Annotated in this window: 8 protein-coding genes; 6 read left to right on the top strand and 2 right to left on the bottom strand. The window is 44.8% G+C overall.

All coding sequences use genetic code 11. The features are described from left to right. Positions 1-28 precede the first annotated feature (28 nt). The 4 genes from cls (at position 29) to JL57_RS01930 (ending at position 4,619) form a co-directional block, all read left to right on the top strand. Positions 29-1,453 (top strand): cardiolipin synthase, encoded by a 1,425-nt coding sequence (cls, locus tag JL57_RS01915; protein ID WP_034140387.1) that lies wholly within the window; start codon positions 29-31, stop codon positions 1,451-1,453. A gap of 291 nt (positions 1,454-1,744) precedes the next feature. Further along, complete coding sequence (locus JL57_RS01920; protein ID WP_034140366.1) at positions 1,745-2,257, top strand: RNA polymerase sigma factor; 513 nt, start codon at positions 1,745-1,747, stop codon at positions 2,255-2,257. After that, positions 2,254-3,531 (top strand): DUF4349 domain-containing protein, encoded by a 1,278-nt coding sequence (locus JL57_RS01925; RefSeq protein WP_034140367.1) that lies wholly within the window; start codon positions 2,254-2,256, stop codon positions 3,529-3,531. The genes JL57_RS01920 and JL57_RS01925 overlap by 4 nt, the downstream gene beginning before the upstream one ends. A 239-nt stretch (positions 3,532-3,770) precedes the next feature. Then, positions 3,771-4,619, top strand: coding sequence for a YitT family protein (locus JL57_RS01930; protein ID WP_034140368.1), 849 nt, complete (start codon positions 3,771-3,773; stop codon positions 4,617-4,619). A gap of 62 nt (positions 4,620-4,681) precedes the next feature. On the opposite strand, the gene JL57_RS01935 is transcribed toward JL57_RS01930, so the two are convergent. Continuing rightward, positions 4,682-5,407, bottom strand: a complete 726-nt coding sequence (locus JL57_RS01935) for a polysaccharide deacetylase family protein (RefSeq protein WP_291299585.1) — start codon at positions 5,405-5,407, stop codon at positions 4,682-4,684. Positions 5,408-5,409: 2 nt separating this feature from the next. After that, entirely contained in the window at positions 5,410-5,643 is a 234-nt protein-coding gene (locus tag JL57_RS36180; RefSeq protein WP_366556968.1) for a DUF6268 family outer membrane beta-barrel protein, read from the bottom strand. On the opposite strand from JL57_RS36180, the gene addB reads away from it, so the two are divergent. Together addB and JL57_RS01945 are read left to right on the top strand one after the other, a co-directional pair. Continuing rightward, on the top strand, positions 5,541-9,353 hold the full coding sequence (gene addB, locus JL57_RS01940) for a helicase-exonuclease AddAB subunit AddB (RefSeq protein WP_034140370.1): 3,813 nt from the start codon (positions 5,541-5,543) through the stop codon (positions 9,351-9,353). The two genes, JL57_RS36180 and addB, sit on opposite strands and share 103 nt — an antisense overlap. Beyond that, entirely contained in the window at positions 9,350-13,486 is a 4,137-nt protein-coding gene (locus tag JL57_RS01945) for a UvrD-helicase domain-containing protein (protein ID WP_034140371.1), read from the top strand. Before addB ends, JL57_RS01945 begins: the two co-directional genes overlap by 4 nt. Positions 13,487-13,538 lie beyond the last annotated feature (52 nt).

Raw genomic sequence — 13,538 nt, forward strand, 5'->3', positions numbered from 1 at the left:
TATAGGTATGGAGAGGGTCGGTCATAATATGATATGGTATTTTCTGTTGTTTATAAACCTTCTTCAGGTGATTATTCTTGGCAAAGTCATACTCCTGGAAAATAGAGCCCACGGAAATACGATTACTTGGCTCTTCTTACTCGGTCTTCTTCCCATCTTGGGGTTCGTCCTCTATATAGCATTTGGACGAAAGGCACGATTATTTCGCCATAAACATATCCCTGCTAATCCATTGGAGAAATCAGTACTTCAGCAACAGACTGAGAATAACTATAGGGATTTGTCATCTCGCTTAGTTACAGAATCGGAAATGAAATTAGCTTGTCTACTTTTAAACATGGGCTTTGGACCTCTAACAGTTCATAATCAAATTGAAGTTCTTTTAAATGGCGGAGAGAAATTTCAAGCCTTATTTAACGCTTTAGAAGGAGCAAGCCATCACATACATCTTAGTTATTATATTTTCAAAGACGATGAAATTGGCGAAGATGTCTTAAAAATCTTAACTCGTAAAGTTGCTGAAGGAGTAGAAGTTCGTGTTCTGCTTGATGGTATGGGAAGTCTTTCAATTTCAGGCGGTTTTATAAAAAGTATGCGAGAAGCAGGGATTCAGGCAAAATGGTTTTTCCCGATTCGCTTTCCATATCTAACGTCAAAATTAAACCTGCGTTACCATCGTAAAATTGTCGTGGTGGATGGTAGGACAGGTTTTATGGGAGGACTCAATATTGGAGATGAGTACTTATCTCGTGACTCTAAATTAGGTTTTTGGCGGGACACGCATCTAAAACTTGAAGGAGAAGCTGTGCATACCCTCCAATCCACGTTCCTAAACGATTGGTATTTTGTAACTCGTCAAGAATATACTGGAGCCTGTTATTACCCACCATCTAACATTACTCAGAATCTGCCCGTTCAAATACTCGCCAGTGGCCCAGATTCCAACTGGGCCACAATTTTACAGAGTTTTTTTAGTGCGATCACTATGGCTAAGCAGAGCGTTTACATAGAAACACCCTACTTTATCCCAGATGAGAGTTTGATCATGGCCCTAAAAACGGCAGCTCTCAGCGGTTTAGACGTGCGACTCGTTGTACAGGGAATCCCCGAACACAAACTGACCTATTGGGCAATGAATTCTTATTTCGAAGGATTACTTCAGGCGGGCGTAAGAATATTCCGTTACATGAAAGGAACCCTTCATGCCAAGATCCTGCTCATAGATCATCAGCTTGCTTCTGTAGGGTCTGCAAATATGGATCTTCGCAGTTTTGACTTAGATTTTGAGATCTGTACCTTTGTCTATGATCAGTCTGTGACTGAACACTTAACCCAGAATTTTCTGGATGACCTAAAAGAGTCTAACGAAGTTATTCTTAAGGAGTTTCGAGGTCGCCCAGTCATTGAACGATACAAAGAATCGAGTGCCCGTTTGTTTTCAGCGCTTTTATAATTATGTTCAACTTTGGCTAAACGAATTAAGGCAAATAGAAAGATGTCAGCTGTGTCCTGAAATGGCCTAGTGACATCCTTTTGTTTTGTTTAAAGCAGATTAACAAAATATTTTTTAATTATCGTCAGATAAGTCGCTCCAGGTACGTCTATAGATAGTGTAAGTGTTGAATTTAAGAAGTCCTTATAAGGGTAATACACTTCCAAAATATATGATATGATAGCTTAAGCAAGCCACATAGACAAAGCTTGTTGAAACATATTAAAGAGAAGGCAGGAGGCTGACGACGAGGTGGAGGCCAATTCGTCCTTTGATGAGACCTATGAACTACTATTTCCCTTGATCTACCGATTTGTGTCGATCCGCGTACCCAAGTCGGATGTGGAAGATGTCACGGCTGATATTATCGTAAAGATATGGCGGGGTTTAGCTGATATAGAGCAAATGACTGCTCTAAAAGCATGGGCTCTAAAAATTGCAACTCATCAGATTGCGGATTATTACCGGACCCATAAACGCAAACCCATGATAACTTTGGAGGACACAACTAAGCCCCTAGCTCAGGAATGCGATCAAAGTGAAACTTGGGCGACCCTTTTAAGTGTAGGAGAAACCTTAGCAAAACTCTCTCCTCAACAGGTCAACGTCATCCAACTTCGATTAATAGAGGGTTTTAGTGCTGGGGAAGTTGCCCAAATCTTGGGAACGACCCAACAGGCTGTGGATAGCCTTTTATATAGGGCGAAGAAAGGGTTCCGTAAAATTTATCAAGGGAACCAAAACAAAGGAGGGAGGGTCCTATGAAATGGCATTTGAATAAAGCAGAACCCATGGCCCTCTGGGAAGAAGATGGTGATTTAGAACGCATGAAGACCTTTTTCCGTACGATGGAGTTAGATCCTGAGAGTAATGAGCAGATTAAACAGAGTGTGAAACAAAAGGCCCTTGAAAGAATGGCAAAGGCTGAAGAAGGGGAAAGGTTGCCTATGAATAGCAATGAAGGCTTAGTTCAACGGACGCGAGTTAAATTGCGTACCTGGATGGGAGTTTTTCCTTGGAAACTCAGTGTTTCTGTTGCTATGTTAGCCCTCTTTGTAATCATTGGGCAAGGTGCTATGAACTCCTCTTGGAACATTTTTCCCCGTATGAGCTCGGAGAAATCTACACAATCCTCCATTGCGGCCCCTGAAATGGCAGGTGCTGTAAGAGCAAAGGGAGAACCCACGACCCAGGGCGAAGCTCTATATGGCGACATGGCCGCTAGGGACGGGGCAGAGCAGAAAGCGTATTCTTTAAATACAGCTGCTGATACAGCATCCCTCAAACAGGATCAGCTGGCAATTCTTCCTGTTCCACCAGATCAAGATATCGTTCCTCCAGCCGATGCCGGGGTCACCCGAAAAATTATTCATGATTTATCCTTAACCCTCGAAGTAAAAATCCTGAATGACTCGGTCACCCTGATTAGCCAGGAAGTTGAGAAACTTCAAGGATATGTCGTTTCATCTCAACAAAGCGGGTCAGATAATCATTCATCTGCCCAACTTACGGTTAAGATTCCAGCCGATAAACTCAACGTATTACGAGATTCGCTCTCAGCTTGGGGCAAGGTCCTCGATCAGCGACTGTTTACTAACGACATTACCAACCAATACTATGACGTTCAGTCTCGCTTACAAGTTCGAGAGGCAGAAGAGAAACGTTATCTCGAAATTTTGAACCAGGCCAAAACAGTCGAGGATGTGCTTAAGGTGGAGAATGCCCTAGGCAACGTCCGACAAGAAATCGAACACCTTAAAGGGCAATTAAAACTCTGGAATAATCAAGTGGATTACTCGACAGTAAACTTTCAGCTCGTTACCCTCCAAAGCCCTAATCTCAATGTTAAGAACCCTTGGCACCCAATCTCCTGGAGTGAAACCTGGAAAGCTGCTGGGGACGCAGTATTGAAAACCTTGAGCAGCACTTGGAATGCCCTAAATTATCTTGTCGTCGGAATAGGGTATGCATCCCCATTCCTAATAATCGCTGCTTTGGGATGGGGCGTTTACCGAGTATGGAAGAAAAGAAATTCTTAGTGACCTCAGGAAAGGGCCTAGACCTGCATATCAGCATGGTCTAGGCCCTTTCTCTGTACTTATCAGAAAGTATAACTTTCGTAGCATACTGCAAGAAGGCTAATACGTGCGAAGACAGTGTCTTCGTGTGGGCGCAAGCCAAGTTTTCTTTAGCCGCCCTTAACTTTACGTTTAAGATATATGTCTGTATAATGAAATAAAATGTAATCTTTACCATGAGTAAGGCAGGAGGTATTGATTTGAAACTCTCAAAGCGAACAAAGTATATTGGAGGATTTATCGGGATTGCTGTCGGCGCCATCCTCGCTGCTTACGGGATTCAGGGTTTTATTGTCTATTCCGGGTTAAGTGGAGGTGGAGTTGGTGGAATTGCACTGCTCCTTTACTATACCGTGAACCTTCCGATTGGAGTCGTGACCTTTATCTTGAATGTGCCTTTGCTTGTCTTAGGTTGGCGAGAAGTCGATAAACAATTCGTCTTTAAAACCATCTGGGGATTGGTAATTTTCTCGTTTTTTCTGGATCTGTTCATCGGTGTTCAACCTCTTGATTTCGACGATGTTTTTCTAGGGTCTCTTTATGGAGGGGTCATCTTAGGGGTTTCCACAGCTATCGTATTTCACTTCGGTGGGAGCCTAGGTGGAACTGACATCGTCTCTAAAATTATTCAACGGAAGTATGGTGTGCCCATGGGTACATCTGCCCTTGCTATTAATGGAGTTATTATCCTAATTTCTTGGGCAATACTTGGTCCAAAAGCGGCACTTTATACCTTGGTTATGCTATTCGTCTATGGCCGTGTACTTGATGTAATCCAGAGCGGAGTTCCGACCAAATCGATTACGATCATTTCAGATCATTCTGAGGCACTCGTCGATCGAATTATGCTTGATCTAGGCCGGGGTGCGACGTTTTTACATGGCAGAGGAGCTTACTCTTGCGAGCCAAAAGATATTATTATCTGTGTCGTCAGTCTGCCAGAAATAGGCCGTCTAAAACGAGCTGTGCGCGAAATAGACCCACAGGCCTTTATCATTATCCAAAATGCAGGAGAAGTTTTAGGTCGTGGCTTTATTAATAATGCTTGATCAAATTCAAAGAAGACTCCCACTTCTATAAGTGGGTGTTCCTTATTTCACTCAATACCTAGTTACTTCATTTCTGAATCCAAGGTTCTAAGTTCACTCAAAGTAGCTAAGCGATACCCCTGTGCTTGAAGATTGTCAATGATTGAACCTAATGCTTTCACCGTTTGACTTCTCTGATACCCTCCGTCATGCATCAGGATAATGGCACCTGGAAAAACGTCGCGCAGGACGTTATCCACGATGGGTTTAACGCCAGGGTTACGCCAATCTTTGCTATCCACACTCCAGAGGACGACCATATGGCCATTTTTTTTAACCGTTTCTAGTTGGGTTTTGGAGACAAATCCTCCTGGGGGACGATAGAAATAGGTGTGGGTACCAGTAGCCTCGAAGATTATTTTGTCTGTTTGACTTAATTCCGCAACTAACTTGCGTTGTTGATAATCATGGTTAAAACTGTGGTTTCCAATTTCATGGCCCTCATTAATCAAGCGCTTTAGCAAGAACGGGTTGGCCTGTGCCGCTTTCCCTAAAACAAAAAATGTGGCCCGTGCATTCTTTGCTTTGAGGATATCTAGAACAGCGGGAGTATCGATGGGATCAGGCCCATCATCAAAGGTCAAGGCTACCACTTTTTCCTTAGTATTTGCCAGGTAATAGGTTCCCGGCGTCCGAACCAGTGAGGGGGTCGTCAAGGAACGTTGAGTCATACCCAGAAATCCTACCGTAATGATGAGCAATAGGAACCTTATCAGCAATTTGCGTCGAGAGAATACGTAAATCTGCAACACTATCTACCCTCCAATCGCTTATATATTCCTATGGATGAAGAACTAGTTCCATGCCAAGAATCTTTTAACTTCACTAACTTCATGAAATTAACTTGAAGGGACAACATGTCCTTAGAAAGGAGCGATTGATTTGGGTTTCCGTTTCGTATTCGGGCGGGCTGGTAGTGGCAAGAGCACCCTATGTTTGGATGAAATCCGTAGCGAACTACGCAGGGAACCCTTAGGGGAGACACTCATCCTCCTAGTTCCCGAGCAGGCAACTTATCAGATGGAAATAGCCTTAGCCAATACTCCTGATCTTGGTGGAAGTTTACGCGCTCAAGTCTTAAGTTTTCGGAGACTTGGCTGGCGTGTCTTTTCTGAAACTGGGGGAGGGCAAAAAATACTGATCGGTACCATTGGTAAACGGATGCTCCTCCGCAAGATCCTCTTAAAGCATCGTCTTCATTTCAAAGCGTTTGCTCGCTCTGCTACCCGACCAGGTATGGCTGATCTTCTCGCGCAAGCTATTGGGGAATTCAAAACTTACCGGATTGTTCCGAGTGCTTTACGAAAGGTCACGAAAACTGATGGAATTTTAAATGATAAACTCCAGGATTTAGCCCTTATTTATGAAGAATTCCAAGCAGCTCTAGGCTTAAGAACCCGCGACCCAGATGATGAATTATCGATCTTGGCAGAAAAACTCCCTATGGCCCCCCTTCTTCAAGGGGCTAAAGTGTGGGTTGACGGGTTTACAGGATTTACCCCTCAGGAATTAGAAGTCTTGAAAACCCTTGTTTGTACTGTCCAAGACGTAATTATTACACTTCCTCTTGATCCAATCTTAATCAGGGAGGAACGCCCACAAGACGAGGGGATCTTTAAGGTCGGGGAAGAATTTTTTACAGGTCCTTGGCATACTTATCAAGATCTGCAACGTATTGGAGCAGAGACGGGTATACTTTTACACCCTCCAACGTTTCTCGAGAGCACAAAGCGCTTTAAGCACCCTTGGCTTAGTCATTTAGAAACGAATTTTTTTGTTTACCCTGTCACAAAAATGTCTGAAGCTAAGACAGAAGTGGGAGTCTCACGATTAGATGGAGAGGGAATTCAAGTCCTATCGGCCGTTAACCGGCGGGCTGAAGTGGAAGGGGTGGCACGGAAACTACGGGACTTGGTCAGAGATGAAGGGTTACGCTGGAACGAAATAGCTATCATGAGTCGAGATCTTTCGGGCTACCATGACCTGATTACCCAGGTGTTTACGTCCTATGATGTCCCATATTTTTTAGATCATAAACGCTCTGTCCTGCACCATCCCTTGATTGAATTGGTGCAATCAATTCCTGAAGTGGTGGAGCGACACTGGAGCTACGAACCACTCTTTCGTTGTTTAAAGACGGACTTTTTCCCTCTGCATAGGGATGCCATCGATCGGCTGGAAAACTATGTACTGGAACATGGGATTCACGGAGAGGGTTGGAGTAGAAACGCAGCCTGGCGTTACCATCGCCAATGGTCATTGGGGCAAGATGAGGAACAACGTGCTGAGGAATTGAAATTTCAAGCTGAACTAAATTCTGCCAGGCAAACAGTCTATGAGCTAATCAATCCATTTATCCAAGGGATTATACCCGGAAACCAACCAGAGACCTTGAATGTACGGGACGCGACTGAAAGCCTATACGATTTCTTAGAAAAGCTTAATGTTCAAGCAACTTTAAAGGAATGGTCACTGCAGGCTCAGCAGGAGGGAAATCTTAGCGAGGCTAGACTCCACGCCCAAATCTGGGAAGCCGTTATCCAAGTCCTTGATGAAATTGTGGCAGGATTAGGGGATGAGTCTTTGAAGCTTGAAGACTATTCTTTAATTCTCGCCTCTGGTCTGGAAGCTATTGAACTGGGCCTGATACCACCTGGACTAGACCAAGTATTAGTGGGGTCCTTAGATCGTTCCCGAAATCCTGAAGTTAGGGTTCTCTTCCTCTTAGGAGCCAATGAGGGTGTACTGCCTGCTCGGCCGGGAACAGACGGTGTTTTTGACGAGTATGAAAGGGAACAATTGAAGCTTGTTGGTATCCCACTGGCTCCCAAAGGAAAGGCTCAGACCTTTGAAGAACAATTTTTTATCTACTCTGCCCTTACCCGAGCTACTGAAAAGCTGGTGGTTTGTTACCCGCTCACGGATGAGGAGGGGAAAGGTCTCACAGTTTCACCCGTTGTGAGAAGACTGAGGCAGCTTTTCCCAAACCTTTCCGAAAGTTTCTTAGGGAACCAAGAGGATATTCAACGCCTTAGTCATCCCGATACTGCCCTTCAAGCCTATGCAGAACAACTACGCACCTTGCGTCAAGGGGAGCCACTATCCCCACTGTGGAAAGCTACTGAGAAATGGCTGACCCAGGATTCTCTTCGCAATAATCAAATGGAACGTTTTCGCGCTAGTCTTTTCAGCCAAAATCAGGAAGAAAAAATTCAACGTCCTCTCGCACGCCGCTTATACGGTAAACGTCTAAAGGCCAGTATCTCTCGTTTAGAACAATTTGCTAAGTGTCCCTTTGGTCATTATGCCCGTTATGGGCTCAAGCTTCGAGAAAGACCTACATATCAGTTATCCAGCCCCAATATGGGCGAATTTTTTCATACCCTCCTGCATGATTTCGCAATCCAACTCCAGGAACGCGGCTTAGATTGGGGCAAATTGACCAAGGAAGAATCTTGGGCACTCGTCAGTGAGCTTGCGGATGGACTAGCCCCAAATCTGCAACATAAAATCCTCCTAAGCAGCGCCCGCTACCGCTATTTAACTCATAAATTAAAGCGCACGGTTCATCACGCTGTGAAAGTCCTCGCTGAACATGCTCGCAGAGGGATTTTCATTCCGATTCAGCTGGAAGTTGGCTTTGGTCCTGATCAAACATTGCCGGGAATTGAGATCCCTTTGACGGAAGAGGATTCTCTGCTTTTATGCGGACAAATTGACCGTGTAGATGCCGCCTTTCTAGATGGACAAGTGTATTTGCGAATTCTCGATTACAAATCCCGTGAGCTAAGCTTAGCGCTGGATACGATTTATTATGGACTAAATCTTCAATTACTCGCCTATTTAAATGTCGCTTTGCAGGGGGCTGAAGTCTTACTTAATACCACATCCTCAGCTTTTGGTTTATCCGGGCAAGCTGAAAATCAGTCGCCAATCCAGTCAGATAGCTTGCTTAGTGAACTCGTTCAACTAAAGTTGAACATCGAGTCTTCGGTGGGGGACTCTACCCCCACCGAAGCAGAGCCGGGGGTAGCACTCCCACTTGTAGAAGTGGGAGTCTTACGATCAGATATAACTGCCAATCTGGATAGCGCTTTACCGCAGAAGGTCCCCGCAGGGTTTCTGTATTTTCCTGTCCTGGAACCCCAGCTGGAAGAGAAGATCCCGATTAGTTCGGAAGAATTGGAACAACGTCGTGTCCAAGCCATCAAAGTCAGTGGGTATCTATTAGCTAATCCACGGGTCTTAGAAGCCATGGATTCTTCCTTTGCCACCGGACAATCGGATTTACTCGGGCTAAACTTAAAAAAAGATGGAACCTTTAAGAAAGGCGCCAATGTCCTGACTGAGGACCAGTTTTCGATGCTTAGTGATTATCTTCATAAGTGGTTCCGACAGACAGGGGAAAGGCTATTAGATGGAGATATTTCCCTATCTCCATACCGAAGAGGAAAGAGCACGGGCTGTCAATACTGTTCTTATAAACCCGTGTGTCACTTTGATCCTTATCTTCCAGAAAACCAATATCGAGACCTACCTGCCTTGAAGCAAGAGGAGGTCTGGAAGCGTGTCGAGAATATCACGACCTCCACGCAAAATTTTGGATCCTCAGCCGATGACCGCCCACAACTAAGAGAACTCAAAAGCTCTAAAAACCTTGATCTCAACTGGTTGGAAGGAGGGGATCGAAGATGAGTGAGCCAAAATGGACAGCGGAACAATTAGCCGCCATCCAATTAAGGGGCCAGCTTTTGGTAGCTGCTGCTGCTGGTTCTGGTAAAACTGCGGTCCTCGTAAAACGCTTGATTCACAGAATCACAGACCTTGAAGAGCCAGTCGATGTGGATCGGTTTCTTGTCGTAACCTTTACTAAAGCGGCAGCTAACGAAATGAAAGAGCGTATCGGCAAAGCTTTAGATGATGCTTTGTTTCAGGAACTTGAGATGGGAGCAGTTGAGCGTCTCTTAAACCAACGCACCCTGCTGAATCGGGCCAGCATTACGACCTTACATTCCTTTTGTTTGGAATTGATCCGCAAGTATTTTTACCAACTTGAACTAGATCCAGCCTTTCGAGTTGCTGATCAAGCAGAAGCTGAACTTTTGCGTCAGGACATGGTTGAAGACCTCTTTGAAACTCACTATGAACGAGAAGACCTCGCCTTTTTAAAGCTTGTCGATGCCTTTGGTTCGGATCGTGATGACCAACCTTTGATGGATCATGTTTTGCATCTCTATAATTTTGCCTATAGTCAACCACTGCCAGCTAAATGGCTGAATGCTCTTCAGAAGGCCTATGTGTGGGATTCTATTGAATCCTTGATGCAAAGCGAATGGGGACAATCCGTCCGCCAAGGACTCCTGGATCGTGTCGGTGAAAGTTTAAATCTACTTGAACGAGCCCTCCAGATCACCTGCCATCAAGGTGGGCCAGCGCCCTATGCAGAGACAATCCAAGATGATTTAAATCAAGTTGGCTTACTAAATCGTGTCTTGAAAGAAGGAGATTGGACCCAGGTCGAAACACAATTACAATGCGCCGTCAATTTTTCTAAGTTAAAGCCAATTCGTTCGAAATCTAAGAAAATACCCACCTCTGACCTGGAACCAGAGGACCTTGACGAAGCAACCCAAAAGTCATTACAAGAAGAATGCAAGAAATTAAGAGATGAGGCTAAGAAGAAACTCAATTCTCTCAAGGATAACGTCTTTGCCTTTCCTATAAAGCTCCAACTTCCTGCCCTTCGCGAGATGGGGACGATGGTAGAAACACTCAGTGCTTTAGTCCAAGAATTCTCTCAAGTCTATAGGGCAGCCAAAGAATCTCGGAACATCTTAGACTTTACGGATTTAGAACATTTTGCGCTGCAATTACTGGAGGTAGAGGGGGATGCTTCGCCCATCGCCCAAGGATTAAAGGAGTATTTTGCGGAAGTGCTGGTGGATGAATACCAAGATATTAACCCCGTCCAAGAGCGCATCTTACAGCTTGTCTCGAGGCAAGAGGGATCTCCTAATCTTTTTATGGTCGGAGACGTGAAGCAAAGCATTTATCGCTTTCGCATGGCCGATCCCAGCTTATTTCTTACCAAATACAGCACATTGCCCCATTGGACCCCTAGTTCGCTGAGTGAACCAGCTGAAGCGAAGATTGTCATAGATCTCAACAAGAACTTTCGAAGTCGTCTTGAAGTGGTAGACGGAGTAAATTTCCTCTTTCGTCAGATCATGACCCAGGGCGCAGGAGAAATCTCCTACGATGACCAAGCAGCTCTACAATATGGTGCCTCATTTGTCTCTGGACAAGATCAACTGCGCACAGCAGAAGGACCGATTGAAGTTCACCTGATTGACTCTAGCAGTATAAAGAAACAATTAACCGACCTTTCCTGTGATGAGGGAACGGCCGACAGAGAATCTTCTTCTCTAGAAAGCAACTTAGACACGGAGGCGCAGTCCTCTTCAAGGACGGAAGAAACCTTATCTCCGGAAGATCTTGATAAGGCACGGATCGAAGCCCGATTAGTCAGTGAACGAATACAGCACATGGTGCAAGAGTCAGAATTTCAAATCTTTGATAAAGAGCTTAAACTTTTTCGTCCCGTCCGCTATTCGGATATTGTCATCTTGATGCGCTCGTATTCAGCGGTTGCCCCGATCTATGTAGAAGAATTCCAAAGCTCTAACATTCCCGTCTATGCGGAAACAACCAGTGGTTACTTCGGAGCCAGCGAAGTGGAAACAATGTTGTCCTTGCTTAAGACAATCGACAATCCACGTCTGGATATTCCCTTGGCGGCGGTCCTGCGTTCTCCCCTCGTGGGTCTAAATGGGAGTGAGTTAGGCAAAGTCCGAATGATGCTGCCTGAAGGAGACTTCTTTGAGGCCTTAACCCTAGGAGTATGGGCCGGACTACATGAAACTTTGACCAAGGAGCTAGAAAGGGATTTCAGACAAATCTTAGGTCTCTATGAAGAATCTTGGGAGCGACGACTAGAGAAGGCCCAAGTTATTTTAGGCAGTGCTCCGGCACTTAAGGATAAAATCACCAGGTTTTGGAGTAACCTACAAACCTGGAGAACCAGATCTCGTCGATCATCCTTAGCGGATCTGCTCTGGTCTCTGTATGAAGAGACCGGGTACTTGACTTATGTGGGGACCTTGCCAGCAGGCATTCAGCGTCAGGCTAACCTAAGGGTCCTCTATGACCGTGCTAGTCGCTTTGAATCCACAAGGTACCGTGGCTTGTTCCGTTTTCTCCGTTTTTTAGATCGCTTTCAAGGACAAGGCAAAGACATGGGCAATGCCCGTGCTTTAGGAGAAAATGAAAATGTTGTTCGTTTGATCACAGTTCACGCCAGCAAAGGCTTGGAGTTCCCAGTTGTTTTTGTCGTTGGTTTAGGACGAACGTTTAACACACAAAGCCTCAAGGGAAAGGTGCTCCTCCACTCAAAGCTAGGAATGGGTATGCCGATTATCGATGTGGAAAACAATGTTCGCTACCCCTCCTTAATCCAGTACGCTCTCAAACAACGTCTAGCCCAAGAATCATTGGCTGAAGAATTAAGGATCCTCTATGTAGCACTCACTCGAGCTAAGGAACGACTTTTTCTCTATGGTAATATAGATACCTTCGATAAAACACTTGCCAAATGGCAACGAACTTCGGAGTGGAACGAAATCCCCTTACCAGATGGTCAACTTCGGAGTGCCAAATGTTTTCTAGATTGGATTGGACCTGCCCTAGCCCGCCATCCCCAACCGCTCTTCGGGACAGCAGAATTCCCAGAAAACCCTCAAAGGACGTTTTCCCTGCCTGAAGCAGGTTCACGCTGGGAAATCCATCTTCATCAAAGTTTGATGCCAGTTAATGAAGAAAGTAGCGAGAGGTATCACGAAGAGAGTGACGAAGTATATCGAGAAGAGGATGATAAGGATAACGATGGTGAAATAGCGGACCTTAAAGAAAGTATTAACTTAGTAAACCAAAACAAATCAGAGTGCCCAGTTGAAGACAAAACTGTTGAGCAATGGTTTGTTGAGGTCAGCCAGCGGTTAAGCTGGCAATATCCCCACCATAAATCTGTTCGCCAAATAGCCAAAACAAGTGTGAGCGAACTAAAACGGCAGAATAATTGGCATACCCAAGACGACGTTTCCCCGATTTCGACGCTCTCTAAGCAAGCTGATGTTATGAAACGACCTAAATTTCTTCAAGTCGCGCAATCAATGACAGCTGCAGAACGAGGAACAGCCTTGCACGCGGTAATGCAGCACATTCCCTTTAAGGAACTGAGAAATCTCTGGCCAACCTTAGTTCAGACAGAACAGTTGGACTATATTCTCGAATTCTTGAATCTACTCGAGGAACGTGAAATTCTCAGTGCCGAGGAAAAGAGCATCATTCAGGCAAGTCAAATTGTTGAGTTTCTGGGATCTCCACTTGGACAGCGGCTCTTTAAGGCAGAAAAAGTACTTCGAGAAGTCCCATTTACCTTGACGATTCCAGCTGAGGATCAAACAACTGTTTTAGTCCAAGGGGTTATCGATGTTGTGATTATTTATATTGACGATCGCCAAGAGGAAAAAGCGGAAATTCTCGACTACAAGACGGATTCATTTCAGACAGATAAGGTGATGGATCCTGAGGAGGTCTTGAAAAAACGATATGCCCTTCAACTTTCACTTTACGCTCAGGCTATCGAGCAGTTAACCAAGATCAAGGTCGTAAAAAGCACCCTCTACTCCTTTAGCTTAGGACGAGAAATAGATATTTCTACCGAGCTTCACCAAGATATACTAGGGAAGGCGTTCCCCTTAATTTGTTAAATAGTGAGTACAAGAAACCCTAGAATCCCACTTCTAGGAGTGGGATTCTAGA

The organism is Desulfosporosinus sp. BICA1-9, from assembly GCF_000802135.1.

What these genes read in the sequence shown, in the direction of transcription:
- cls (WP_034140387.1), top strand. Translation starts at nt 29, where the DNA reads ATGATATGGTATTTTCTGTTGTTTATAAACCTTCTTCAGGTGATTATT.
- JL57_RS01925 (WP_034140367.1), top strand. Translation starts at nt 2,254, where the DNA reads ATGAAATGGCATTTGAATAAAGCAGAACCCATGGCCCTCTGGGAAGAA.
- JL57_RS01945 (WP_034140371.1), top strand. Translation starts at nt 9,350, where the DNA reads ATGAGTGAGCCAAAATGGACAGCGGAACAATTAGCCGCCATCCAATTA.